Genomic DNA, 24,765 nt, shown 5'->3' with positions numbered 1-24,765 from the left:
GGGACCACGACCGATGAACCTGCTCGACCTGCTGGACGATCCCCGCCCGTTCGCCCTGCTGCGCCGCCGCACCCCCGGCCGCGACGACACCGTGGTGGAGCTGCTGCTCGGCCCCGTCAGCCCCCGTGAGCGGCTGGCCGACCTGCCCGACGAGGGGCTGGCGCTCATCCCCTTCCGGCAGATCCGGGAGCGCGGTTTCGACGTGCGCGACGACGGCACCCCGCTGCTGGTGCTGACTCCCGAGGAGCGCCACGAGATCCCGCTCACCACCGCCCTGGAACAGCTGCCCGCGCACGACGTCCGGGTGACGGACGGCGGCTTCGACGTCGACGACGACGCGTACGCGGAGATCGTCGGGCGGGTGCTGCGGGAGGAGATCGGGCGGGGCGAGGGCGCCAACTTCGTGATCCGGCGGAGCTACGAGGGGGAGATCCCCGGGTTCGGGCGGGCCGACGCGCTGGCCCTGTTCCGGCGGCTGCTGGAGGGCGAGCGGGGCGCGTACTGGACGTTCGTGGTGCACACCGGGCGGGAGGCGGGAGGGCGGACGCTGGTCGGGGCCAGCCCCGAGGTGCATGTGCGGGCGTCCGGCGGGACCGTCGTGATGAACCCGATCAGCGGCACCTACCGCTACCCGGCCGGGGGACCGACCCCCGAGCACCTGCTGGACTTCCTCGCCGACGGCAAGGAGATCGAGGAGCTGTCGATGGTCGTCGACGAGGAGCTCAAGATGATGTGCGCCGTCGGCGACATGGGCGGGGTCGTGGTCGGGCCCCGGCTGAAGGAGATGGCGCATCTCGCCCACACCGAGTACGAGCTGCGCGGCCGGTCCTCGCTGGATGTGCGGGAGGTGCTGAAGGAGACCATGTTCGCCGCGACCGTCACCGGGTCGCCGGTGCAGAACGCCTGCCGGGTGATCCGGCGGTACGAGCCCGCCGGACGCGGGTACTACGCGGGGGCGCTGGCCTTGCTCGGTCGGGACGCCGGTGGGGCGCAGAGCCTCGACTCCCCCATCCTCATCCGCACCGCCGACATCGACGCGGCGGGGCGGCTGCGGGTGCCGGTCGGCGCCACGCTGGTGCGGGGCTCGGACCCGGCGGGCGAGGTCGCCGAGACCCATGCGAAGGCGGCCGGGGTGCTGGCCGCGCTGGGGGTGCGCCCGGGACGGCCGCGCGCGGAGTCCGTACGGCCCCGGCTGGCCGACGATCCGCGGGTGCGGGCGGCACTGGACGGGCGGCGGGCCTCCCTGGCCCCGTTCTGGCTGCGGATGCGGGAGCCGTCGGCCTTGCCGGCGGGGCCGGCGGCGCACGCCCTGGTCGTCGACGGGGAGGACACCTTCACGGCGATGCTCGCGCACGTGCTGCGCTCCTCGGGGCTCACGGTCACCGTCCGGCGGTACGACGAACCGGGGCTGCGGGAGACGGTGCTCGCGCACGAGGGGCCCGTGGTGCTGGGGCCCGGCCCCGGTGACCCGTCCGACACGGCCGACGCGAAGATGCGGTTCCTGCGCGGCCTGACCGCCGCGGTGATCAGGGACCACCGGCACGGCGTCCTCGGCGTCTGCCTCGGCCACGAGCTGATCGCGGCCGAGCTGGGTCTCGACACGGTCCGCAAGGAGGTGCCGTACCAGGGGGTGCAGACCGGGATCGACCTGTTCGGGCGGCCGGAGACGGTCGGCTTCTACAACAGCTTCGTCGCCCGGTGCGACGACGAGGCGGCCGCGGAACTGGCCGCGCACGGCATCGAGGTGAGCCGCGCGGCCGACGGCGAGGTGCACGCCCTGCGCGGGCCGGGCTTCGCCTCGCTCCAGTTCCATCCCGAGTCGGTGCTCACCCTGAACGGCGCGGCGCTCGTCGCGGAGCTGATGGGTCAGCTCCGCGGTACCAGGACGTTCTCCGAGCGTCGGCCCTCGGTGTAGTCGAGGACGTTGTTCACCGTGGTCTCGATGATCTGGCTGACGGCGTCCACGGTGTAGTACGCCTGGTGGGACGTCACCAGGACGTTGGGGAAGGTGACGAGGCGGGCCAGGGTGTCGTCCTCGACGGCCTCCAGGGACTTGTCGAGGAAGAACAGGCCCGCCTCCGCCTCGTACACGTCCAGTCCGACGCCGGTGAAGCGGCCCGCGCGCAGTTCGGCGACGAGGGCGGCGGTGTCGACGAGTCCGCCGCGGCTGGAGTTCACCAGGATCGCGTCGTCCCGCATCGTCCGCAGGGCGGCTCCGTCGATCAGGTGGAGGGTCTCCGGCAGCAGCGGGACGTGCAGGCTGACCAGGTCGGACTCGGCGAGCAGTTGCTCCTTGGGGACGTAGGTCATGCCGAGCTCCCGGCAGGCGGGGTTCTCGGCGACGTCCCAGCCGAGCAGCCGCATGCCGAAGCCGTGCGCGATCCGGGCGAACGCCTCGCCGATCTTGCCGGTGCCGAGGACGCCGGCGGTGCGGCCGTGCATGTCGCGGCCCATCAGGCCGTCGAGGCGGAAGTCGAAGTCGCGGGTGCGGATGGAGGCGCGGACGACACGGCGGTTGACCGCCATGGCGAGGGTCCAGGCGAACTCGGCGACCGAGTGGGGCGAGTAGTACGACACCCGGGCGACCGTCAGGCCGAGCCGCTCGGCCGTCTTCAGGTCGACGTTGTTGAAGCCGGTGGACCGCTGGGCGATCATCCGGGTGCCGCCGGCCGCCAGGTTCTCCAGGACCCCTGCGCCGAGGTCGCAGTTGACGCTGGTGGAGATCACCTCGTGGCCGGCCGCGATGAGGGCGGTGTCCTCGTCGAGGAAGACGTCCAGGACATGTACCTCGTGGTGGCCCTGGAAGGCCCGTTCGATCATGGGCTTCTCGTCGGACTGCACACCGAACGCGAGGATTTCCACAGGGTCCCTCCGGGGGTCGTGCCGGGCTTGGCGCCTCATGCGTGAACATGCGAGTACATGAATATGTGAAGATGCGAATATGCGGGGCTGACGAGGGGTGCGGCCGGGTCCGGACGGGTCCTACTCGTCGTCGAGGCCGCGTTCTATGGCGTAGCGGACGAGTTCCACGCGGTTGTGCAGCTGGAGCTTGCCGAGGGTGTTCTGGACGTGGTTCTGCACCGTGCGGTGGGAGATGACGAGCCGTTCGGCGATCTGCTTGTAGCTGAGGCCCTTGGCGACCAGGCGCAGCACCTCGGTCTCCCGGTCGGTCAGCCGGGGCGCCTTGGTTCCGCCGCTCTCCGGGGCGGGTGCCGGGTCGGAGGCCAGACGGCGGTACTCGCCGAGGACCAGCCCGGCCAGGCCCGGGGTGAACACCGGGTCACCGGCCGCCGTACGGCGCACCGCGTCCTGGAGTTCCTGGGTCGAGGCCGACTTCAGCAGATAGCCGGTGGCGCCCGACTTCACCGCTTCCAGGACGTCGGCGTGCTCACCGCTCGCCGAGAGCACCAGCACGCGCAGGGCGGGGTGCGCGGCGAGGACCTCCTTGCAGACCTGGACACCCGGCTTGCCGGGCAGGTTCAGGTCGAGGACGAGGACGTCGGGGGTGGCGGCCCTGGCGCGGCGCACGGCCTGGTCGCCGTCACCTGCGGTGGCGACCACCTCGAAGCCGGACTCGGACAGGTCGCGGGCGACGGCGTCGCGCCACATGGGGTGGTCGTCGACCACCATCACCTTGACCGGGCCCCGGCCGGCTTCCCGTCCGGCTGTCGTGTCCGTCATCGCTGCTCCGCCTTCCCCCGCGGGTCGTCCGCTTCCTTCGTGTCCTTGGGCACCTTCAGTTCGACCTCCGTGCCCTGGCCCGGCACCGAGATCAGTTCCGCGCTGCCGCCGAGGTCGCGCAGCCGTCCGCGGATCGACAGGGCCACCCCGAGCCGTCCCTCGCCCTCGGCCTGGGCGAGCCGGCCCTCGGCGATGCCGGGCCCGTCGTCGCGGACGGTGACGATCACCTCGTCCGGTTCGTCCTCGACCAGGATCCAGGCCCGGGCGTTCGGCCCGACGTGCTTGCGTACGTTGTCCAGGGCCGCCCCGACGGCGGCGGCGACCTCCCGTGCGGCGGACGGCGCGAGCGGCACCGGCGCCCCGGGTTCGGCGAGGTTGACCAGGGCACCGGCGTACGGGGCGAGCAGGGCACGCAGGTCGACGGGGCCGTCCCCGGTTCCGCTCTCCGGGCCGCTCCCTGCCGCACCGGCGGTGTCGCCCACGGCGCGCACGGCCTCTCGCGGGGCCCTGGGGACGGGCACCAGGCCGCCGGAGACCAGGGTGCGCAGCGCCACCTCCTGCTCGCCGGCCATCCGGCCCAGTTCGGCCGCCTCGCCGCCGATCACCGCGCCGCGCCGCTGCACCATCGCGAGCACCTGGAGCACGCCGTCGTGGATGTCCCGCGCGAGCCGCTCCCGCTCCCTCGTCGCGGCCTCGATCTCCAGGGCGCGGGCGAGGGTGCGCTCGGAGGCGCGGGCGACCTCGACGACGTAGCCGATGGCGATGGAGGCGACCCAGACGAGGATCACGTTGTGCACGGTGTCGCGGGCGGGACTGCCGCGCTCGACCAGGTTGGCGACGGCGACCAGGCTGGAGGCGAGGGCCGCCCAGCGCCAGCCGCCCTTGATCGCGAAGGCGAGCACCGAGCCGGCGGTCCAGATCGAGGGCATGGTCGGGCCGCCCGCCTGGACCCGCTCGTGGGCGTCGGCGACGGGGGTGAGCAGGATGCCGACGAGCGCGACGGTCAGGTCGGCGGTGAGGAAGGGCTTGGTGCAGCGGGCGGCGTTGGCGATCCGGGGCAGGGTGCCCAGGGTCCACACGGCCAGTACGGCGAAGTAGGCCACGGCGAGCCAGGGACGCTCGAACTCGTCGTAGGCGGTGGCGAACAGGCCGACCGCGTAGACCATGGCGAGGATCCGGTAGCCGGTGAGCGCGCGCCACAGCGGCTGCTCGACCGACATCCTCATGACGTTCCCGCCCCTGGGCATGTGTTCCCCCACTCCCGCCCCGGACCCGCTGACGGACTACTGGGGATCGGACCGTCGCTGCTCGGCGGTCTCGTCCCGCTGCGCCTTCTTCCCCGCCTTCTCCGTCTTCTCCGCTTCCTTCTCCGCCTTCTCCGCTTCCTTGTCGGCCTTGGCCTCGTCCGCGAGCTGCCGCTTCATGACGGTCGCGTAGATGTCGACGTACTCCTGGCCGGAGAGCTTCATGATTTCGTACATGACCTCGTCGGTCACCGCACGGAGCACGAAACGGTCGTGTTCCATGCCGTGGTAGCGGCTGAAGTCCAACGGCCTGCCTATGCGGATGCCCGGCCGGATCAGCTTCGGGACGATCTTCCCGGGCGGCTGGACCTTCTCCGTGTCGATCATGGCGACGGGTATCACGGGCGCGCCGGTGGCCAGCGCCACGCGCGCCAGACCGCCGGGCTTGCCCCGGTAGAGACGCCCGTCGGGCGAACGCGTGCCCTCGGGGTAGATGCCGAACAGCTCGCCGCGCTCGATGACCCCTATACCGCTCCTGACCGCCGCCTCGCCCGCGCCGCGCGCGCCGGAGCGGTCGACCGGGAGCTGGCCCACACCTTTGAAGAAGGCGGCCGTGAGCCGGCCTTTGACACCCGGGCTGGTGAAGTACTCGGCCTTGGCGATGAAGGTGACCTTGCGGTGGAGCACGGCCGGCAGGAAGAAGGAGTCGGAGAACGACAGGTGGTTGCTGGCCAGAATGGCCGGGCCGTCGGCGGGTACGTTCCCCAGGCCGTCCACCCAGGGCCTGAAGGCGAGCTTCAGCGACCCTCCGACGGTGAACTTCGTCGCGCCGTACAACAACCGAGTGCCTTCCTGTGTGTGTGGGTCAGACCATATCCCGGAGCACCGTCAATGGCTCCGACGGCCCTGGTCGGTGTCAGTGCGGTCGCGTACGGTGAAGGTCCTGCAACTCGTGTGCGGGCGCGCCCCATGACACCCGTGTCCTGACCGTCATGGCGTACAGCCCCTCTGTACGACTGCTGCACGACTCCTACGACTCTTACGACTTTCAGACCGGGAGGCCAAGGTGCCGCTCCTGACCGGAGCCGAGCCGTATCGCCATGAGGGCGGGGAGACCGCAGTCCTCCTCTGCCACGGCTTCACCGGTTCGCCGCAGTCGCTGCGTCCCTGGGCGGAGCATTTCGCCGAGCACGGCCTGACCGTCTCGCTGCCCCTGCTCCCCGGGCACGGCACCCGCTGGCAGGACCTGCGGGTGACCGGCTGGCAGGACTGGTACGCGGAGGTGGACCGCGAGGTGCGGCTGCTGCGGGACCGGTGCGCGCGGGTGTTCGTGGCCGGCCTGTCCATGGGCGGAGCGCTCGCCCTGCGGCTGGCCGCGCGGCACGGCGACGCGGTGAGCGGCGTCATGGTCGTCAACCCGGCGAACAAGGTGCACGGACTGAGCGCGCACGCGCTCCCCGTGGCCCGCCATCTGATCCCCACGACGAAGGGGATCGCGAGCGACATCGCGGACCCGTCGGTCACGGAACTGGGGTACGACCGGGTACCGCTGCACGCGGCCCACTCCCTGCGCACCTTCCTGCGGCTGCTCGACGGCGAACTGCCCCAGGTCACCCAGCCGCTGCTGCTGCTGCGCAGCCCGCAGGACCATGTGGTGCCGCCCGCGGACTCGGCCCGGATCCTCGGCCGGGTCTCCTCCCTCGACGTGACGGAGATCCTGCTGGAACAGAGCTACCACGTGGCGACGTTGGACTACGACGCGGAGCGGATCTTCCAGGAGAGCACCGCGTTCATCGGCCGGCTCGCACCTGGCTCCGTCGACGAGCCCGGTCTCGGCAAGGAAGGGACGACCACAGGTGGCTGAGCACGACTCGGACCGCGAGGACCGCGAAGGGCGTGAGGACCGGGAGGCGCGCGAGGTCGGCGGAGGCCGTGACGGCCGGGGTCCGGAGGGTCCGGAGGAACAGGCCGTCCCCTTCGACGAGGACGCCGCGTGGGCGGCGATCGTCGCCGGGTACGGGGACGAGCCGCCGGACCCGGCGGGCGCCAAGCCGTTCAAGTCGGTCGAGGATCTGGCGTTGCTGGAGCCCGAGACCAATGACGAGGGGTCGGCGCAGGCCGAGGCCCCGGCGAAGACCGGGGAGAAGCCGGCCAAGCCGCTGGGCGGTTCCATCGCCTTCGCGCCGGGTGTGGGCCCGCGCGACTACAGCGTGTCCGAGCCTTCCGAGGACGACTTCGACGACGGCGACGAGGGCCACTTCGTACCGCCGGAGCCGCCGCCGCTGCCCGAGTCCGACCTCGCCTCCAAGCTCGCCTGGCTGGGGGTGCTGGGCGGCCCGGTGCTGCTCCTGCTGGCGATCCTGCTCGGCTGGGAGATGACCTGGTGGCTGACCACGCTCTGCATCGGCGGCTTCCTGGGCGGCTTCGCCACCCTGGTGATGCGGATGCGCACCGACGACGAGGACGACGATCCCGGCCGCGGCGCGGTGGTCTGAGAGCGGGCCCCTCGCCCACGCGGTCTACGCGGCCGCCGGCACTCTGAGGGCGGCCAGCACCGGCAGGTGGTCGGTGGCCGCCCTCAGGTCGGCCCCGCTCACCCCGGGCCGGCCGAGCGGGACGCCGCAGCCCAGGACCTCGACGCCCTCCGTGGCGAACAGGGCGTCGATGCGCTGATGCGGTTCGGTGGGCGTCGAGGTGTACTCACCGCCCCAGGGCGCGGCCGCCCAGCAGTCCGTGAGGGATTCGCCCAGCCGCCGGAAGGTGCGGCCGTCCGGCCGCTCGTTGACGTCACCGCCCGCGACCGCGTGCTCCACGCCCATCCCGGCGAGCCGGTTCAGGAGCATGCCGCCCTGCTCGTACCGCTCGTCCTCCGCCAGCGACAGATGACAGCTCAGCACCCCGAGCCGGGCGCCCCCGAACCGTACGACGGCGGTGGCGAAGCCGCGCCGGTGCAGCCCCGGGGTGAGCGGCAGCAGCACGTCCTCGGTGCGCTCGACGGTCGTCCGCAGGGAGCACAGGACGGCGGGCCCGGCGGCCGTGGCACCTCCGGACAGCGTGACCAGTCCGGAGGCGGAGGCGAGCCGCGCCAGCTTCTTGCGCCACCGGAAGAACCGCGGCGCCTCCTGAAGCAGCACCAGATCGGGCGCGCAGGCGGTGATCACCCGGGCGAGCGCACCGGTGTCGTCCCGCATCGAACGGATGTTGTAGCTCAGCACCCGGACCACGGCCGAACCGTCCGGCTCGGTACGGGAGTCGGGCAGCAGCGGAGTCGTCGCCATGGGGATCAAGATACGCCGACCCCGCACGACGTGAGCGGGTCAGCGCCGCACGCGCTCGAGGAAGCCGTATCACGCGGACGCGGAGCCCGCGCACCGCGGACCGTCCTGTGCAGCCTGCGGCCGTCGTACGTACGGCGCGGAAACGGCAGCGCCCGCCGTCCCCCGAGGGGAGCGGGCGGGCGCCGTCGTGCGTGTGACGAGAGGTGGTCACATGATCGGGTCGGGCTGGCGGGCCAGGTCGGCTGCGCCCACCAGGCCGGCCTTGTTGCCGAGTTCGGCGGCGCGGACCTCGGCCACCGGGCGCCAGTTGCCGCCGACCAGCCAGCGCTTGTAGGACTTGCGGATCGGGTCGAGGACCAGCTCGCCCTCCTCGGAGAGACCGCCGCCGACGATGAACGCGGACGGGTCGAAGAGGGAGGCCAGGTCCGCGAGGCCCGCGCCGACCCAGCGGGCCAGCTCGCGGTAGGAGTCGACGGCCACCGGGTCGCCCTGGCGGGCGGCCATGGAGACGTGCTTGCCCTCGATGCCCTCGGGGGTGCCGTCCCCCAGGGAGAGCAGCGTCTCCGCGTTCTCGGGGGTCGCGTTGGCGCGCTGGGTGGCGTACCGGACGAGGGCGCGGCCGGAGGCGTACTGCTCCCAGCAGCCCTGCGAACCGCAGCCGCACAGCAGGCCGTCCGGCACCATCCGGATGTGCCCGAACTCGGCGGCCACGCCGAAGTGGCCCCGGCGCAGCTTGTTGCCGATGATGACGCCACCGCCCAGACCGGTGCCGAGCGTGATGCAGATGACGTTGCGGTGGCCCTTGCCGGCACCGAACTTGTACTCGCCCCAGGCCGCGGCGTTGGCGTCGTTCTCCACCACGACGGGAAGACCCGTGCGGGCCTCGACCTTCTCCTTGAGCGGCTCGTTGCGCCAGTAGATGTTGGGGGCGAAGTACACCGTCGAGCGCTGGCGGTTGACGTATCCGGCCGCACCGATGCCCACGCCGACGATCTCGTGGCCCGCGCGTGCCCCCTCCACCGCGGAGGCGATCGCGTCCACGATGCCCTCGGGCGTACCCGGGGTCGGCACCTTGTGGACCGAGAGGATGTTGCCGTCCTCGTCGACCACGCCGGCCGCGATCTTGGTGCCGCCGATGTCGACGCCGATGGTGAGTCCCATGAATCCCTCAGTTCCGGTCGAGCCCCGCTACCGCCCACGGTACCCGAGGCACTGCCGCCGGGTTCCCGGCACCGACGGGACCGGCCACCGGCTTCGGGCCGTCAGTCCAGGTCGATGCGTTCCCCGCCGGGGCCCGGCTCGTCGCCCCGGTCCCGGCCCGGGTCGCCCTTGCCGCCCTCGTCCCGGGCCTCGTCGGGGTCCCAGGCGCGGGTGTCTCCGGTCGTCCAGCGGTGTTCCTGACCCTGGACCGCGGAGCGGTAGGCGGCGAGCAGTTCGTTGCCCGCGGCGGTGAGGTGGTCGAAGACGTCCGGGTTGCGTTCGACGACCGGTTCCACGGCCGCCTTGGCCTGCTGGACGACCTGGCGCACCATCTGCTGCGCGGCCGGCCCGGCGACCGCGCCGAACAGGGGGCCCTGGAGGCCTCCGGTGAGCTGGTCGAACTTCTCGGCGACCGCGTCGACGAGCTTGCGCAGTTCCTCGGCAGCCGAGCCGGGCGGCGGTCCGTACCGGGCGCGGCGGCGGACCTTCTCCGCCTCGAGGTCCTCGGCGCACGCCGTCGCCCAGGCGTCCGCGTCAAAGGCGGTGCGCGCCTCGTTCACAGCGCGTACGTCGTCCTCCACTGCGCGTACGTCGTCCACGGGTTCGTCCCCGGCGGCATCGGGCGGGGGGAGCTGATCGCTCATGAGGGACTCCTGACTACGGTGGGCCCCTCCGACGTTACCCGAACGGCCGTGGCGGCTTCACGGGGTGCGCGGCCACAGCTGCGGATCCGGCCGGAACCGGATGCGCAGCTCGCCCTCGCGCAGGGCCGCGCCGTCCACGGTGCAGCGGCGCAGCGCGGAGGGCAGCGGGACGGTCCGCCGGAACGGCCCGGCGGTGACGGCGAGTTCGTCGCCGCGCCGGATCAGGTCCAGTTCCTCGCGCCGGGCGCCGGGCAGGGGGATGTGCCAGACCAGTACGCCGTCGTCGGCGGTGGAGGACTCCTCGCTCGAGGGGAGCCGGGAGTGGGCGGGACCGGTGACGGGCCACTCGACCCGGGCGGGCGCCCCCTCGGCGGCCGGCATGCCGGGTACGGCGAGCGCGGCGAGATCGTCCGGGCCCCGCGGGTCGCGTCCCAGGTGGGCGACCGGGTGGACGTCGTACGTCTCGCGCCACTCGTCCAGGGTCTTGCGCTGCTGGGCGACCAGGCCGGCGAGCCGGCCGTCCTCGACGTCCTCGGGCAGGAGGCGCCCGGCGACCAGCGCGTCGGTGCGCAGTCCGCGCAGGGCGAGGCCCAGGCCCGCGGCGCGTACCGCGTCGGCGCCGGCCGGTCCGGGCTCGGCGACCAGCCGTACGGCGGTGCCCCGGTCGGCGAGGACGGCCTCGACCGCGGCCAGTTCGGTGTCCCAGCGGGCGGCCGTCCCGTACAGCCACTCCGCGGGCATCGGGACCCCGGCGAGGCGGCCGAGCACCGGGCGCAGGGCGCGGGCGGCCTGGCGTTCCGGCGGGAGCAGGCGGCGCAGGCAGCGGCGGAGGTCCTCGGGGAGGGCGAGGAGGGCGAGGGCCTGCGGGGTGGGCGGGAGATCGACGACGAGCAGGTCGTACGCCTGTGACAGCGCCGCGTCCCGCAGGGCGCGCAGCACGGAGAGCTCCTCGGCACCGGGCAGCGGGCCGAGGTCCTCGGGGTCGAGCCGGGACGCGCCGAGCAGGTCGAGCACCGTGGCGGCCCGGTCCTGGAGGGCGGCCAGGTCGGCGCGGAAGTCCGTACCGGCGTCGACCCGCCGGGCGGTGAGTCCCTGCTCGACCTCGACGGGCTCGGCGCCCACGGGCGTCCCCAGTGCGGCGCCCAGCGTGTCCACCCGGTCGGTGCCCAGCACCAGGACGCGGGCGCCTGAGCGGGCGGCGGCGAGCGCGGTGGCCGCCGCGACGGTGGTACGTCCGTTGCCGCCGGGGCCCGTGATCAGGAGGGTACGCATGAGGGTGAACGGTACCCGGGACCGTGCCCGACCGGCGCCGCCGCCTCCCGGCCGGTGCTACTCCGCGGCCGGCTTCCCGCCGGAGCCGGCGGCGGGCTCCTCGCCCGTCTCCACCCGCTTCTTCAGTCCCGCCAGGGCCCGGTCGATGATGACCTTCTCGGCCTTGCGCTTGATCATGCCGAGCATCGGGATCTTGACGTCGACGGTGAGCCGGTAGGTGACCTCGGTGCCCGTGCCGGCCGGCGTCAGGAGGTAGGAGCCGTCCAGGGAGCGCAGCATCTGGGACTTCACCAGCGTCCAGGAGACCTCGTGCTCACCGGTCCAGGTGTACGCGAGGGTCTGGTCGTCCTTGATCGCGCCGGCGTCCATGACGAGGCGCACCTGCTCGGCCCGGCCCCGGTCGTCGGAGGAGAGGACCTCGGCCTCCTTCACCTCACCGGTCCAGTCCGGGTAGCGGGCGAAGTCGGCGATCACCTCCATGACATCGGCCGGTGCCGCCTCGATCGTGATGCTCGAGCTGGTGTGTTCCGCCATCGCCGTGGCTCCTCCAGGTGCGGGCCGGTAGTTCGGATCGCCGTGCGCGGCCCCCGCGCACGCACGTGCAGCGGAAGGCTATCGCGCACCCGGCCGGCGCCCCTCATCCGACCGCGACTCATCCGACCGCGACTCGTCCGGACGCGACTCGTCCGGCCGCGACTCGTCGGAGGTCCTCACCACTCGAGGGCCCAGGGCCGGCCGCCGGCCGCGAAGTGCCCCACGTTCACACATTCGGTGGCCCCGATCCGCATGCGCCGGACCAGCGGCTGGTGCACATGGCCGAACAGCGCGTACCGCGGCCTGGTGCGGTGGATGGCGTCCAGCAGGGCCCGGCTGCCGCGCTCGAAACGGCGTGCGACGGTGTCGTACACCAGCTCCGGGACCTCCGGCGGGATGTGCGTGCACAGCACGTCGACCTCGCCGACGGCCTCGATCTTCGCCGCGTACTCCTCGTCGCCGATCTCGTACGGCGTTCTCATGGGCGTACGCAGTCCGCCGCCGACGAAGCCGAAGGTCCGGCCGCCGATCTCCACCCGTCCGCCGTCGAGGACGGTGGTGCCGGGGCCCGCGTACTCCTGCCACAGGGCCGGTATGTCGACATTGCCGTAGGTGGCGTACGTGGGTGCGGGGAAGGCGGCGAACAGTTCGGCGTACTGCTTGCGCACCGCCGTCTCGATCGCCCCGGCGCGGTCCTCGCCGATGCCCGCCCACAGCCGGGACTGGAACGCGCGCGCCTCCTCGAAGCGGCGGGCGGTGCGCAGTTCCACGATCCGGTCGGCGTTCTCCACGCCGAACAGGTCGGGGAAGATGCCGCGAGAGTGGTCGGCGTAGTCGAGGAAGAGCACCAGGTCGCCCAGGCAGATCAGGGCGTCCGCGCCGTCGCCGGCGCGGGCCAGGTCACGGGCGTTGCCGTGCACGTCGCTGACCACATGGACGCGCGTGCGCCGGTCCCCGTCTGGTGTGGAAGCCATGGCGATCAAGGGTAGGCGTGTCCGTCCCGCGTGAACAGTGGTGCGCGGACCTGCGGTAACTGGCTCGGCAGGGAAGCAGTGGAATAGTGTGCGCGATGGAGCACCCAGCTGTGTGACGCAGCGAACATCTCACCGGGACCCCCTGTCGTAGCATCCATACCGGCGGGTAACGTCCGGGCCGTCCACTCGTGCTCGGGTTTTCAACAGCTGAATCCTCGAGCACTCGACCGAGCCTTGGACCGCACCGCCGCCGCAGCGCACAACGTCGTGGCGCCGGCGCCCTAAGAGGAGCAGCAGTCTTGCGCGAGTTCAGCCTTCCCGCTTTGTACGAGGTCCCCGCGGACGGCAATCTGACCGACATCGTCCGCAGAAACGCCGCGCAGCATCCCGATGTCGCCGTCATCGCCCGCAAGGTCGGCGGCGTGTGGCAGGACGTGACGGCGACCGCCTTCCTCGACGAGGTGCGGGCTGCCGCCAAGGGGCTCATCGCCTCCGGTGTCCGGCCCGGCGACCGGGTGGGGCTGATGTCCCGCACCCGCTACGAGTGGACCCTGCTGGACTTCGCGATCTGGAGCGCCGGCGCGGTCACCGTGCCGGTGTACGAGACCAGTTCGCCGGAGCAGGTGGCCTGGATCCTCAGCGACTCCGGCGCCACCGCCTGTGTGGTGGAGAGCGACGGCCACGCGGCCATGGTGGAGTCGCTGCGCGACCGGCTGCCCGCGCTGAAGCACGTGTGGCAGATCGAGGGCGGCGCTCTCGCCGACGGCGCACTCGCCGGCGGTGCGATCGCTGAGCTGGGACGGCTCGGCCGGGACGTCACCGACGAGACGGTCGAGGAGCGCAGCTCCGTGGCCAGGGCCGACGACCCGGCGACCATCGTCTACACCTCCGGCACCACCGGCCGCCCCAAGGGCTGTGTGCTCACCCACCGCAGCTTCTTCGCCGAGTGCGGCAACATCGTGGAGCGGCTGCGCCCGCTGTTCCGCACCGGTGAGTGCTCGGTGCTGCTCTTCCTCCCGCTCGCGCACGTCTTCGGCCGGCTGGTGCAGATCGCGCCGATGATGGCGCCGATCAAGCTGGGCTGCGTCCCGGACATCAAGCAGCTCACCGACGAACTGGCCGCGTTCCGGCCGACGCTGATCCTGGGTGTGCCGCGGGTCTTCGAGAAGGTCTACAACTCGGCGCGGGCCAAGGCGCAGGCCGACGGCAAGGGCCGGATCTTCGACCAGGCGGCGGACACCGCCATCGCGTACAGCAAGGCGCTGGACACGCCGTCGGGCCCGTCCCTCGGTCTGCGGCTCAAGCACAAGGTCTTCGACCGGCTCGTGTACGGCAAGCTGCGCGCGGTGCTCGGCGGACGCGGCGAGGCCGCCATCTCCGGCGGCGCGCCGCTGGGCGAGCGCCTCGGCCACTTCTTCCGCGGCATCGGCTTCACGGTGCTGGAGGGGTACGGGCTCACCGAGTCCTGTGCGGCCACCACGTTCAACCCCTGGGACCGGCCGAAGATCGGCACGGTCGGACAGCCGCTGCCCGGCTCGGTGGTCCGGATAGCCGACGACGGCGAGGTGCTGCTGCACGGCGAGCACCTGTTCAAGGAGTACTGGAACAATCCGGGCGCGACGGAGGAGGCGCTGGCCGACGGCTGGTTCCACACCGGCGACATCGGCACCCTCGACGAGGACGGGTACCTGAGCATCACCGGGCGCAAGAAGGAGATCCTGGTGACCGCGGGCGGCAAGAACGTGGCGCCGGCCGTGATCGAGGACCGTATCCGCGCGCACGCGCTGGTCGCGGAGTGCATGGTGGTCGGCGACGGGCGGCCGTTCGTGGGCGCGCTGGTCACCGTCGACGAGGAGTTCCTGGTCCGCTGGGCGGCGGAGCACGGCAAGCCGGAGGGGGTCACGGCGGCGGCGCTGAGCGAGGACCCCGATCTGATCGCCGCGATCCAGACGGCGATCGACGACGGGAACGCGGCGGTCTCCAAGGCGGAGTCGGTGCGGAAGTTCCGGGTGCTGCCGGCTCAGTTCACGGAGGAGTCGGGGCACTTGACTCCGTCGTTGAAGCTGAAGCGGAACGTGGTGGCGAAGGACTACGCGCACGAGATCGAGGCGCTCTACACGAAGTAGGGCGTCCGTCCTGGCCGGGAACGCTGTTCTTCGCCCCGCCGCCCCTTCCCTTCCCCGGGGGCTCTGCCCCCGGCCCCCCGCTCCTCAGACGCCGGAGGGGCCGAGTCGGGTTCAGAGCAGGGTTTTCAGTTGGTCCGCCAGCAGGTCCCAGCGCCATTTCTCCTCGACCCAGGCCCGGCCCCGCTCGCCCATCCTGCGGCGGAGTCCGGGGTCGGCGAGGAGGGTGATGATGCGGTCGGCGGACTCGGCGGGGGTGTCGCCCCGGACGACCCAGCCGGTCTCGCCGTCGAGGACCGCGTCGGGGGCGCCGCCCGAGTCGCCGGCGACGACGGGCAGACCGGTCGCGGAGGCCTCCAGGTAGACGATGCCGAGCCCCTCCACGTCCAGTCCGCCGCGCCGGGTGCGGCAGGGCATCGCGAAGACGTCCCCGGCGCCGTAGTGGGCGGGCAGTTCGGACCAGGGCACGGCGCCGGTGAAGCGGACGGAGCCGGCCACCCCGGTGTCCTGGGCGAGCCGGCGCAGGTCCTTCTCGTAGGGCCCGCCGCCGACGATCAGCAGCACGGCGTCCGGCTCGGCGGCCAGGATCGCGGGCATGGCGCGGATCAGTGTGTCCTGCCCCTTGCGCGGCACCAGCCGGGAGACGCAGACGACCACCGGGCGGTCGGTCAGGCCGAGCCGGGCCCGGACTTCGTCGCCGCCGGAGCCGGGGTGGAAGGTCTTCTCGTCGACCCCGGGCGGCAGTCGCACCATCCGCGAGGCCGCCCCGGGCGTGAGCGCGCCGGCGATCCGCGAGCGCGTGTACTCGCCGAGGTAGGTGATCGTGTCCGTGGACTCGCCGATCCGGCGCAGCAGTTGCCGGGCGGCGGGGAGCTGGGCCCAGCCCGCCTCGTGGCCGTGGGTGGTGGCCACGATCCGCTCGGCGCCCGCCCGGCGCAGCGCCGGTGCCATCAGCCCGAGCGGCGCCGCCGCCCCGAACCACACCGAGGTGCACCCGTGTTCGCGCAGCAGGGCGACGGCCCGCCGGGTCGCCTGCGGGGTCGGCAGCAGCATCGGCGTACGGGCGCGTACGACGGTGAAGGGCTGCTCGGCGTCGAAGGCGGCCGTCGCCAGGGCGCCCTCCCGGGTGCGCTTCCAGGTGGAGGCGTGGACGACGAGGCGCTCGGGGTCGAGCCGCAGCGCCATGTTGTGCAGGAACGCCTGGATGCCGCCGGGCCGGGGCGGGAAGTCGTTGGTCACGATCAGGGTCTTGTGCATCGTCGCCGACCCTACCGAACCGCCGGCACCCGGTACCGAACCGGCCGGGGGCCGGAGACCGGGGGGCCGGAGACCGGGGGGCCGGGGGCCGGGGGCCGGGGGCCGGGCGGCTCCGGGTTCCGGCGGGCCGCTGTGGCACGCACACCGGGGTCCGCGACATCATGGCCCCCCAGGACCGCACACCGACGGGCAGGAATCACGTGGACACGATGGGCTCGCGCGGGTCCCCGGCTCGGCTGCTCGCGCTCTGGGGGCTGACGAGGACCGTCCTGCTGCTGTGGGTCCTGAAGGTGGTCGTCTTCCCCGGCCCGGACGTCACCAGCGACGTGTCCGGGATCTACCGGGGCTGGTACGAGGTCCTGCGCACCGGAACGTTCCCGCTGGACGACGTGACCTGGCAGTACCCGCCCGCGGCGGCGCTGGCGATCCTCTCCCCCGGCTTACTGCCGTTTTTGGAGTACGCCACGGCGTTTTTCGTCCTGGTGCTCCTCGCCGACCTGGCCACCCTGGCACTGCTGCTGTACGCGGGCGGCCGGCCGGGTCTGAGCCGTCGCGGCGCCTGGGTGTGGGTGGCGGGCGTGCCGCTGCTCGGGCCGACGGTGTACGCCCGCTACGACGTGATGGTGACCGCGGTGGCGGTGGCCGCGCTGCTGGCCGGCGCCCGGCGTCCCCGGCTGCTGGGGGTGCTGGCGGCCTTCGGCGCGTTGCTGAAGGTGTGGCCGGCGATGCTGCTGCTCGGTGTCCGCCGGCGTTCCGCGTGGGTGTCGGCGGCGGTGACCGGTGTCGCGGTGGCGGGCGCGTTCGCGGTGTCCATGCCGGGCGCGTTCGCCTTCCTGGACTTTCAGCGCGACCGGGGCACGGAGGTGGAGTCGCTGGGCGCGCTGGTCTTCCATGTCGCCCGGCACTACGGCTGGGACGGCCGGGTGCTGCTCAACTACGGCTCGGTGGAGTTCCTCGGCCCGTACGTGACCTGGGTGAGCACGGGCGCCATGGTGCTGACCGGGGCGGCCCTGGCCTGGCTGGTGCTGTGGCGGCTGCTGGCCACCCGCTTCGAGCCGCACACCCTCGCCGACGCCGCGTTCGTGGCCGTGCTGATGTTCACCACCACCAGCCGGGTGATCAGCCCGCAGTACATGGTGTGGCTGGTCGGGCTCGCCGCGGTCTGCCTGTGCCACCGCGGGAGCCGGATGCGGCTGCCGGTGGCCCTGGTGCTGGTCGCGTCGTTCGTGACGGTGCTGGAGTTCCCGCTGTGGTTCGCGCACGTCGTGGCCAGTGACCCGCTCGGCATCGCCCTGCTGTTCCTCCGCAACGGCCTGCTGGTGGCCGCCACCCTCCTCGCCGCCCGCACCCTGTGGCGCGCGACGGTCCCCCGGTCGCTCCCGCCCGCGGACCTCGCAGACCACCCCCGAAGCCCCACGAAAGCACCGGTCTCCTCCTGACCGTTCCCTCCCGACGGCTCCCCTCCCGACGGCTCTCCTCCCGACTCCGGCCCGGTCTCCCGGTGCGGCGAACGCCCCGGCCGGGTCACCTGACCGACCCCTCCCGACGGGTCTCCCCCTGACCGGTGCCCCACGGCGGGTCCCCTCCCGACCGGCCCCTCCCGACCGATCTCTTCCCGACCGGTCTCCTCCCGACTCCGGTGCAGTCTCCCGGTGCGGCGAACGCCCCGGCCGGGTCAGTGGAGTTGCTCGCGCAGGTAGTCCTGCCAGGCGACGGTGAAGGCCTCCGGTGTGGTGCCGAGGACCCGGTGCATCGCGTCCTCGACCGCGCCGTCCCGCCGCGCGTGCGCGCCCACGGCACGGTAGAACGCGCCGAGGCGTTCCTCGCCCCAGCGCTCCGCGATGAGGCGGCAGGCCATCCAGCCGCTCTCGTAGGCGCGGGCGAGGCCGTCGGTGTCGCCGGAGAAGCCGAAGTCGCCGTCGTCCGGCAGCCCGGAGGGGACCTCCCCGTACCTCACCGCACGGGCGAGTTCCGGTGCCGCGTCGGCCGGGAGGCGGTCGCCGTCCCGGTAGCCGACCCAGTCGGCGAAGCCCTCGGACAGCCACAGCGGGGTCGAGGCGGTGGTGTGGGCGCGGGTGGCGACGTGGGCGGTCTCGTGGGTGACCACGACCTGCCGGCCCGAGTCGCCGAGCACTCCGAAGGCGTCCGGGTTGACGATGACCCGGTCCGCGGGTGACGTGGCGCCGGCGCCGGTCTCGCCGGTGGTGACGGCCGCGATCCCCCGGTAGGAGGAGGCGGGCGAACCCAGCAGCCCCGCCATCTCCTCCAGGGAGCCCGGGACCAGGACCACGACGCGCCGCTCCCAGCGCGGGCCCCACGCGTCCGACACCGACGGCACCGCGCGGTCGGCCAGTTCGGCGTAGTCGCGCAGTTTCCCGTCGGGCTGCCCCACACCGAGCACCAGGCTCCGTTCCCCGTGCACGGCACGCACCGCGCCCTGGTCCCAGAGCTGCCGGCCGGTCTTCCCGGCGGGCCGGTCGGAGTCGACGGACCACCGGCCGTCGTCGTGCCGGGTCAGGCGCAGGGTGCGGGCGGTGGTGACCGGGGCCCGGTCGTAGCCCGCGACGCGGTAGCCGAGGTCGGCGTCGACGGTGGCGCTGTCCCCCGTGCGGCGCACCGCGGTCACGCGGTAGGTCCAGTCGGCCAGCGGCACCTCACGCAGGCTGTCGTACCCGGCCCGGGTGCCGGTACGGGCGTAGGCGGCGGCGTCGTGGCCGAGGACGGCCCCGGCCCGCCGGTCGAGCAGTGCCTGCACCTCGGCGTGGGCGCCGTCGACGGCCGGCCGGCCTCCGCAGCCGACCAGGGAGACGAGCAGCAGACACAGCGCCGTCACCGGCGCACCCGACACCCGCCTTCGACCAGCCACCCTTGTGAGGGTACGGGCGCCGGGCAGCTCCGGTCAGACCCTGGTGACGGACGAGACCGGCATCATCCCGACCGGGTCGTAGCGCACGGGGGCACCGGGGTAGGGCGCGTGGATCACCTGACCGTTGCCCGCGTACATCCCGACATGGCTGGCGTCGGACCGGTAGAGCACCAGGTCGCCGGGCCGGGCCTGGGAGAGCGGGACCTGCCGGCCGGCGTGCCGCTGGGCCTGCGAGGTGCGGGGCAGGGCCACCCCGGCCTGCGCGTACGACCATTGCATCAGACCGGAGCAGTCGAAGCCGGAGGGCCCGTTGGCGCCCCAGACGTAGGGCGAGCCGAGGGCGGAGTGGGCGGCGGCCACCGCGGCGGCCGCGCGGCCGGAGGCAGCCGCGGCGCCGACCGGGCCGGGCAGTCCCAAGAGGCCGGATCCGCCGGATCGGGCAGCCCGCTCGTAGGCGGCGCGTTCGGCCTCGGGGAGCGCGTCGAGCAGCCGCCGGGCCTCGGCGAGTTTGCGCTTCACGGTCTTCTTGTGGGCGGCGGCCGCCCTGCGGCTCCGCTCCAGTTCTTTCAGCTCGTCGGACGCCTTCGCGCGGTTCTGGTCCAGGGAGCGCCCGGCCTTCTGGAGTTCCTTCAGCCGTCCGGCCTGGCGGGCGGTGAGCCGGTCGAGCACCGAGGCCCGCTCGAGGTAGTCCTCCGGATCGTCGGAGAGGAGCAGGGTGAGGGAGGGGTCGAGCCCGCCGGAGCGGTACTGCGCGCCGGCCAGCGAACCGAGCGCTTCCCGCAGGGTGTTGACACGCTCCTGCTGCCGGGCGATCTCGTCCTGGACGGTGTTGATCCGCCCCCGCAGGGTGCCCGCGCGGGAGTCGGCCCGGTGGTACGCCTCGGTCGCCCGCTCGGCCTCCTCGTAGAGGCGGTCCACGTCGGCCGTCGGATCGTCGTGCGGGACGGCCGTCGCCGGTACGGTGCCCAGGGCGGCTGCCGCCGCGGACAGGAGACCTACGGCGACGGTGGTGCCCCGGTCGAGACCGGGGGAGGGTGCAAGGCGTCGATGGGACCCCACGGGGACCGCGCTCCTTCCGCTGGCGGACAGGGAAACGCGGCAGACAGTAACCCCGGTGCGGGCGGCCGACCAATGACCCGGGTGACCACGCACAGTGACGCCCCGCCTCTGACCGCAGGTCACAGGCGGGGCGTGGAGTCGGACGGCGGGGCCGCGATTCCCCCGAACGGAGGCACGCGCCCCTGCCGCGGCCGACAGGAGTGACGAGGCGTCTTGGGCCGCTCCTAGACGCGGACGCCGAACATGAACGGGCCGCCGATGGTGTTCATCGACTCGTAGCGGACGACGGTGCCGCTGCGCGGGGCGTGGATGATCTGGCCGTTGCCCGCGTAAAGACCCACGTGGTGCAGGTCGTTGAAGAAGAAGACCAGGTCGCCGACCTGGAGCTGGCTGGCCGAGTAGATCCTGGTGCCCGCGCCGGTCTGCGACTCGGAGGTGCGCGGGAGGCCGACGCCGGCCTGGGCGTACGCCCAGGAGGTGAGGCCCGAGCAGTCGAAGGAGGACGGGCCGGTGGCGCCGTAGACGTAAGGGGTGCCGAGCTTGCTCTGGGCGGCGGCGAAAGCGGCGCCGGCGCGGCCGGAGCCGTTGGAGACCGGGGCGGAGCTGCCGGTGCCGGCGGCGGTGCCCGCGTCGGAACCGGAACCGGAACCCGAACCGGAAGCCTTGAGGACCTCCCGCTCGCTGGCGCGGGTGGCGCGGGCCTCCTCCTCGGCGAGCTGTGCCTTCTCCTCCGCGGTCAGGCTGTTGAGCAGCTTCTGCGCGGCGCCCAGCTTGCCCTGGACTTCCTTCTTCTTCTTGCCCAGTTCGGTGCGGGTGGAGTCGAGGTCCTTGAGCTTGCCGGAGGCCTCGGAGCGCTGCTGGGCGAGCTCGCGCTGCTTCTCCTGGATCTTCTTCAGCGCGTCGACCTGCTGGGTGCTGAGCTGGTCGAGGGTGGACGCCTTGTCGAGGTAGTCGTCCGGGTCGGCGGAGAGGAAGAGCTGGAGCGCGGGGTCGATGCCGCCGCTGCGGTACTGGGCGCTGGCCATCGAACCGAGGCCGTCGCGCAGCTCGTTGAGCTCCTGCTGGCCCTTGGCGACGTTGTCCTGGATGGTGGAGATCTCCTTCTGGAGCTTCTCCTGCTTCTCCTTGGCCCCGTTGTACTTCTCGGTGGCCTGCTCCGCCTGCTGGTAGAGCTTGTCGACCTTGGCCTTCACCTCGCCCTTGCTCGGATTTTCGCTGGGAGCCGCGTTGGCGGCCTGCGAACTCAGGACGACGGCAGCTGCGGCAGCGGTGGTGAGCACAGTGACACGTGCCCGGTTCGGCTGCTTGGGACGACGGTGGGACGCCACGGAGGCGAGCTCCTTCTTCCTCCAGCCGCCTACCGACACGCCGGTGGGCGGGACCTCCGCCGTCGCCACCCCATGTGAACGATCACCCGAGCGGAGGTTCGAGGCCTGACCCTAGTGATTCTCTTGTGATCAGTTCAAATCCTCGGGCACGAAATCTATGTCACAGTACGTTTCTTTGCCTTCAACTCACGTGCGGTGATATCGGCCTGACGCTACGTTGCGTGAATACCGAGCCAATTCGGTCAATCGGCAGGTACGTTGCGGTTGGGGCTTACGTTCCGGATGGGACGTACCGCGCCTCCGTCGCCACCGGGCCCGCGCCCTGTGCCCTACGCCCGGGAGAAGCGCTTCAGCAGGACCGCCGACGCGACCGGGCGGGCGCCCGCGCGGGCGACTCCGTCGGCGACCTCGCGGTCGGTGGAGACGACGATGACCGGCCGCCCCGGCGGCTCGGCCCGGACCAGCTGGCGGATCAGCTCGTCCGCGGTGACGCCGGGCTTGGAGAACAGCACCCGCACCCCGCGCGGCGGCGCCAGCAGGACGGGAGCGGCCAGTTCGGCCCCGTCGAAGACGCAGGTCACCTCGGCGCCGGTCTGGGCGGCGAGCTGGGCGAGCTGGCCGAGCACCCGCAGGCGCTGCTTCTCCAGCGGCATCTGGGGATAGCCGGTCTTGGTGACGTTGTAGCCGTCGACGACGAGATGCGCCTGTGGCAGCGCCAGCAGCTGGTCGAGGACGGCCGGGTCGTCCTCGGACAGCGCCCGGGCCGCGATGTCCTTGGGGGACATGCGCCCCGGCTCGACGGCGTCCACGGTCTCGGCGGGCCGGACGGACACGGGGGGCAGCGCGAGCTCGCGCCGGAGCCCCTGCGCGGCGTCCAGCACGGTGTCCAGGAGCAGCCGCACCCGCATGTCCTCGACGCTGCGGCCCTCCCGGGCGGCCCGGCGGGCGGCCTCCAGGGCGGCCTCCGACTCGCCGAGGCGCGCCTTGAGCCGCCGGCTCTCGCTCTCGGTGGCGGACACCTGTGCCTGCCCGTCGGCGCGGACGGCGTCCAGCTCCCCCTGCAGTTTGCGCAGCGCGGCCGCGCCGCGCTTGACGTCACTGAGCGCGGACCGCAGCTTGCGGTGCAGGGAGTCCGCTTCTTTCCTGGCCGAGTCCAGGTCTCCGCGCAGCCGCTCGGTCTCGGACCTGGCGTGCTCACGGGCCCGGGCGAGTTCGGCGCGCAGCCGCTCCACCTCGGCCCGGTTCTCCTCGTCGGCGCGCTCGGCGTCGGCCCGCTGGGCCTCCTCGCCCGCGGCGGTCACCAGCTTCACCCAGCCGGGCGGCCGCATGACATAGGCCGCGGCCGCCACGTCCAGCGGGTCGGCGGCCGGGGGCGGGGAGCCCGCCTCGAGGGCGCCGGACAGTTCTGGCTGGGCCTCTTTCAGCCGCTCCGCGATGCGCTGGCGGAACAGTGGTTCGCTCTCCAGCGCGGCGGCCATGGCGTTGCCGGCGAACTTGGCGCGCCGGCTCGGGGTGAACCGGGCGTACTGCCTGAGCTGGGCGGGCAGCTCGGTGACCGTCAGTCCGCCGAAGCCGTCGGAGACGATCTGGACGACCCGGCGGCGCACGCCGTCGGGCAGCGGACGGTCGAGTACCTCAGCGGCACCGTCCTCCGGCTCCCCGCCCGCGGTCTCCACCATCCGTCACACCCCAATGCCTGTGCGCGACCCCGCGTACGGGGTCTTCCGAGCGGGGCCCGCTCCACTCAGGAGCCGGCACCCGGCCTGTCGACGAGTTCCACCTGGTCCACGGCGTTGCACCAGCGGCACCGCACCGACTCGATCGTCTCACCGAGGACCTCGCGCTCCTCGATCTTCGGCTCCCCCGCCAGGTCGAGGTGGACGTACTCGACGACCTTGGACGAGCGGGTCACGTCGAACCGGGTGAGGTTGCCGCAGAGGGTGCAGCGCCACCGCGTCGAGGCAGTCGGCTGAGGGACCGTCATCGTGGCTCTTCGCCTTTCTTCCAGTGTCCGTGACGCGCCGGGCACCCCGGCGCGTGTGGCACGTAACCCTACGGCCTGGCGGGTCCTCGCCGCCCGCCCGTCCACGGCGGCGAGGCGGTCTGCACGGTTGCGTCCCCTTACGTCATGCTCTGTGTCCATGATCCGTGACTGGGGGACATCGGCCGCCAGAGCGCTGAGGCGCCCGTCGGCACCGGTGACCCACTCCCTCATCGTCCTGTGCTGCGCGGTCTTCCTCATGGGCCCGGCCTCGGGGCTCGATCCGGGGTACGGGTCCGGGGAGGAGCTGCCGGCCGCGCAGCGGAGCTACTTCCGCCACTGGGGCGTGATCCCCGCAGAACTGTTCGAAGGCTCCCCGGGTGCCGCTCTCACCCCCGTCACGGCCCTGTTCGTCCACGGCGGCTGGGTGCATCTGCTCGGCAACATGCTCTTCCTCCACGTCTTCGGGACGATGGCCGAGGCGCGGATGGGCCGCCTGCAGTTCCTCCTGTTCTACGTCGGCTGCGGCTACCTGGCCCTGCTCGGGTACGCCGCCGCCCACCTGGACTCCGAGCAGTCCGTGGTGGGGGCCTCGGGAGCGATCTCGGCGGTCCTCGGCGCGTTTCTCTTCCTGTTCCCCCGGGCACGGGTGACCAGTCTGCTGCCGTTCCTGTTCTTCCTGCCGGTGCGCTTCCCGGCGTGGGTCGTGCTGCCGTTCTGGGCGGTGCTGCAGTGGCTGGCGGCGCTGCCCGCCTCCGACGGCCCCGGGGTGGCGTATCTGGCGCACCTGGTGGGCTTCGGGCTGGGCTTCTGCTGCGCGTGGGCGCGTTTCCAGGGGGCGACTACAGTGAGAGCCGCCCCAGCTCCGGCCCCCGAGGGAGAGAACCAGCCGTGATCACCGCGATCGTCCTCATCAAGACCAGCGTGGACCGGATCCCCGAGATCGCGGAGCAGATCGCCGCGCTGGACAGCGTCAGCGAGGTCTTCTCCGTCACCGGCACCTACGACCTGATCGCCATGGTGCGGGTCAAGCAGCACGAGGACCTGGCGGAGGTCATCCCGGGCCGGATCAGCAAGATCCCGGGCGTGGAGGGGACCGACACGCACGTGGCGTTCCGCGCGTACTCGCAGCACGACCTGGAGGCCGCGTTCGCGATCGGCCTGGACAGCTGAGACGGCCACCGCGGCCGGATGAGCCGGAGGCGAAGAACTCTTCGTCTCCGGCTCATCCGCGCGGTCCGGGCGGGTGCGCGGCATCGGGTCCGTGCTCCTCACCCGCCGGACGGCGGCCCCGGCCGCCGTCGTGCTGATCCCGGCGGGTGTC

At 72.9% G+C, this 24,765-nt stretch carries 23 protein-coding genes; 7 read left to right on the top strand and 16 right to left on the bottom strand.

From position 1 onward, the window contains the following. Nucleotides 1-13: 13 nt before the first annotated feature. The gene (locus PYS65_RS26855; RefSeq protein WP_279336505.1) at nt 14-1,915 is read left to right on the top strand and encodes an anthranilate synthase family protein; all 1,902 of its coding nucleotides are present in this window, start codon (nt 14-16) and stop codon (nt 1,913-1,915) included. Here PYS65_RS26855 and PYS65_RS26850 read toward each other — a convergent pair. The 4 genes from PYS65_RS26850 to PYS65_RS26835 all read right to left on the bottom strand — a co-directional run bounded on the left by PYS65_RS26850 (nt 1,867) and on the right by PYS65_RS26835 (nt 5,765). Next, entirely contained in the window at nt 1,867-2,862 is a 996-nt protein-coding gene (locus PYS65_RS26850; RefSeq protein ID WP_279336504.1) for a 2-hydroxyacid dehydrogenase, read from the bottom strand. The two genes, PYS65_RS26855 and PYS65_RS26850, sit on opposite strands and share 49 nt — an antisense overlap. Before the next feature lie 120 nt (nt 2,863-2,982). Further along, entirely contained in the window at nt 2,983-3,681 is a 699-nt protein-coding gene (locus tag PYS65_RS26845; protein WP_279336503.1) for a response regulator transcription factor, read from the bottom strand. After that, nucleotides 3,678-4,928 (bottom strand): MacS family sensor histidine kinase, encoded by a 1,251-nt coding sequence (macS, locus tag PYS65_RS26840; RefSeq protein WP_387036964.1) that lies wholly within the window; start codon nt 4,926-4,928, stop codon nt 3,678-3,680. Before macS ends, PYS65_RS26845 begins: the two co-directional genes overlap by 4 nt. 36 nt (nt 4,929-4,964) lie before the next feature. Next, nucleotides 4,965-5,765 (bottom strand): lysophospholipid acyltransferase family protein, encoded by an 801-nt coding sequence (locus PYS65_RS26835; protein WP_423836124.1) that lies wholly within the window; start codon nt 5,763-5,765, stop codon nt 4,965-4,967. A 226-nt stretch (nt 5,766-5,991) separates the two neighbouring features. On the opposite strand from PYS65_RS26835, the gene PYS65_RS26830 reads away from it, so the two are divergent. After that, on the top strand, nt 5,992-6,789 hold the full coding sequence (locus tag PYS65_RS26830; RefSeq protein WP_279336500.1) for an alpha/beta hydrolase: 798 nt from the start codon (nt 5,992-5,994) through the stop codon (nt 6,787-6,789). Next, nucleotides 6,782-7,420 carry a hypothetical protein gene (locus PYS65_RS26825; protein ID WP_279336499.1) on the top strand — a complete coding sequence of 213 codons (639 nt, stop codon included), beginning with the start codon at nt 6,782-6,784 and terminating at the stop codon, nt 7,418-7,420. The genes PYS65_RS26830 and PYS65_RS26825 overlap by 8 nt, the downstream gene beginning before the upstream one ends. Nucleotides 7,421-7,444: 24 nt before the next feature. Here the strand turns inward: PYS65_RS26825 and PYS65_RS26820 are convergent, their stop codons facing one another. From PYS65_RS26820 to PYS65_RS26795, 6 genes are all read right to left on the bottom strand, one after another. Further along, a complete protein-coding gene (locus tag PYS65_RS26820) occupies nt 7,445-8,203 on the bottom strand; it encodes an endonuclease/exonuclease/phosphatase family protein (protein ID WP_279336498.1) in 759 nt (252 codons plus the stop codon). Nucleotides 8,204-8,410: 207 nt separating this feature from the next. Further along, nucleotides 8,411-9,364, bottom strand: coding sequence for an ROK family glucokinase (locus tag PYS65_RS26815; protein WP_279336497.1), 954 nt, complete (start codon nt 9,362-9,364; stop codon nt 8,411-8,413). Nucleotides 9,365-9,465: 101 nt separating this feature from the next. Then, nucleotides 9,466-10,047: a DUF5304 domain-containing protein gene (locus PYS65_RS26810; protein WP_279336496.1), complete on the bottom strand. Its 582-nt coding sequence runs from the start codon at nt 10,045-10,047 to the stop codon at nt 9,466-9,468. A gap of 57 nt (nt 10,048-10,104) precedes the next feature. Beyond that, nucleotides 10,105-11,319, bottom strand: coding sequence for an ArsA family ATPase (locus PYS65_RS26805; RefSeq protein ID WP_279336495.1), 1,215 nt, complete (start codon nt 11,317-11,319; stop codon nt 10,105-10,107). 57 nt (nt 11,320-11,376) lie between these two features. Further along, nucleotides 11,377-11,853 carry an SRPBCC family protein gene (locus tag PYS65_RS26800; protein WP_279336494.1) on the bottom strand — a complete coding sequence of 159 codons (477 nt, stop codon included), beginning with the start codon at nt 11,851-11,853 and terminating at the stop codon, nt 11,377-11,379. A gap of 176 nt (nt 11,854-12,029) precedes the next feature. Beyond that, nucleotides 12,030-12,827, bottom strand: coding sequence for a metallophosphoesterase family protein (locus PYS65_RS26795; protein WP_279336493.1), 798 nt, complete (start codon nt 12,825-12,827; stop codon nt 12,030-12,032). 299 nt (nt 12,828-13,126) lie between these two features. Between PYS65_RS26795 and PYS65_RS26790 the strand changes: the two genes are divergently transcribed. Beyond that, on the top strand, nt 13,127-14,953 hold the full coding sequence (locus PYS65_RS26790; protein WP_279336492.1) for an AMP-dependent synthetase/ligase: 1,827 nt from the start codon (nt 13,127-13,129) through the stop codon (nt 14,951-14,953). A 111-nt stretch (nt 14,954-15,064) separates the two neighbouring features. On the opposite strand, the gene PYS65_RS26785 is transcribed toward PYS65_RS26790, so the two are convergent. Further along, on the bottom strand, nt 15,065-16,207 hold the full coding sequence (locus PYS65_RS26785; protein ID WP_279336491.1) for a glycosyltransferase family 4 protein: 1,143 nt from the start codon (nt 16,205-16,207) through the stop codon (nt 15,065-15,067). Between the two features lie 209 nt (nt 16,208-16,416). Between PYS65_RS26785 and PYS65_RS26780 the strand changes: the two genes are divergently transcribed. Next, a complete protein-coding gene (locus PYS65_RS26780) occupies nt 16,417-17,646 on the top strand; it encodes a glycosyltransferase 87 family protein (protein WP_387036983.1) in 1,230 nt (409 codons plus the stop codon). A gap of 236 nt (nt 17,647-17,882) precedes the next feature. Here PYS65_RS26780 and PYS65_RS26775 read toward each other — a convergent pair whose 3' ends face one another. From PYS65_RS26775 to PYS65_RS26755, 5 genes are all read right to left on the bottom strand, one after another. Then, on the bottom strand, nt 17,883-19,073 hold the full coding sequence (locus tag PYS65_RS26775; protein ID WP_279336489.1) for a hypothetical protein: 1,191 nt from the start codon (nt 19,071-19,073) through the stop codon (nt 17,883-17,885). 33 nt (nt 19,074-19,106) lie between these two features. Beyond that, nucleotides 19,107-20,132: a C40 family peptidase gene (locus PYS65_RS26770; protein ID WP_279336488.1), complete on the bottom strand. Its 1,026-nt coding sequence runs from the start codon at nt 20,130-20,132 to the stop codon at nt 19,107-19,109. Nucleotides 20,133-20,356: 224 nt separating this feature from the next. After that, nucleotides 20,357-21,460, bottom strand: coding sequence for a C40 family peptidase (locus PYS65_RS26765; protein WP_279336487.1), 1,104 nt, complete (start codon nt 21,458-21,460; stop codon nt 20,357-20,359). A 329-nt stretch (nt 21,461-21,789) separates the two neighbouring features. Continuing rightward, nucleotides 21,790-23,139 carry an NYN domain-containing protein gene (locus PYS65_RS26760; RefSeq protein ID WP_279336486.1) on the bottom strand — a complete coding sequence of 450 codons (1,350 nt, stop codon included), beginning with the start codon at nt 23,137-23,139 and terminating at the stop codon, nt 21,790-21,792. A 65-nt stretch (nt 23,140-23,204) separates the two neighbouring features. Further along, a complete protein-coding gene (locus tag PYS65_RS26755) occupies nt 23,205-23,444 on the bottom strand; it encodes a hypothetical protein (protein ID WP_279336485.1) in 240 nt (79 codons plus the stop codon). Between the two features lie 157 nt (nt 23,445-23,601). Between PYS65_RS26755 and PYS65_RS26750 the strand changes: the two genes are divergently transcribed. Beyond that, entirely contained in the window at nt 23,602-24,336 is a 735-nt protein-coding gene (locus PYS65_RS26750) for a rhomboid family intramembrane serine protease (RefSeq protein WP_279336484.1), read from the top strand. Continuing rightward, nucleotides 24,333-24,614: an Lrp/AsnC family transcriptional regulator gene (locus PYS65_RS26745; RefSeq protein ID WP_279336483.1), complete on the top strand. Its 282-nt coding sequence runs from the start codon at nt 24,333-24,335 to the stop codon at nt 24,612-24,614. The genes PYS65_RS26750 and PYS65_RS26745 overlap by 4 nt, the downstream gene beginning before the upstream one ends. Nucleotides 24,615-24,765: the final 151 nt, after the last annotated feature.

It is taken from the genome of Streptomyces cathayae, from assembly GCF_029760955.1.
Lineage (GTDB): Bacteria > Actinomycetota > Actinomycetes > Streptomycetales > Streptomycetaceae > Streptomyces > Streptomyces cathayae.
Note: the sequence above shows the minus strand (reverse complement) of the source record. Positions and strands in the feature narration are given on the sequence as shown.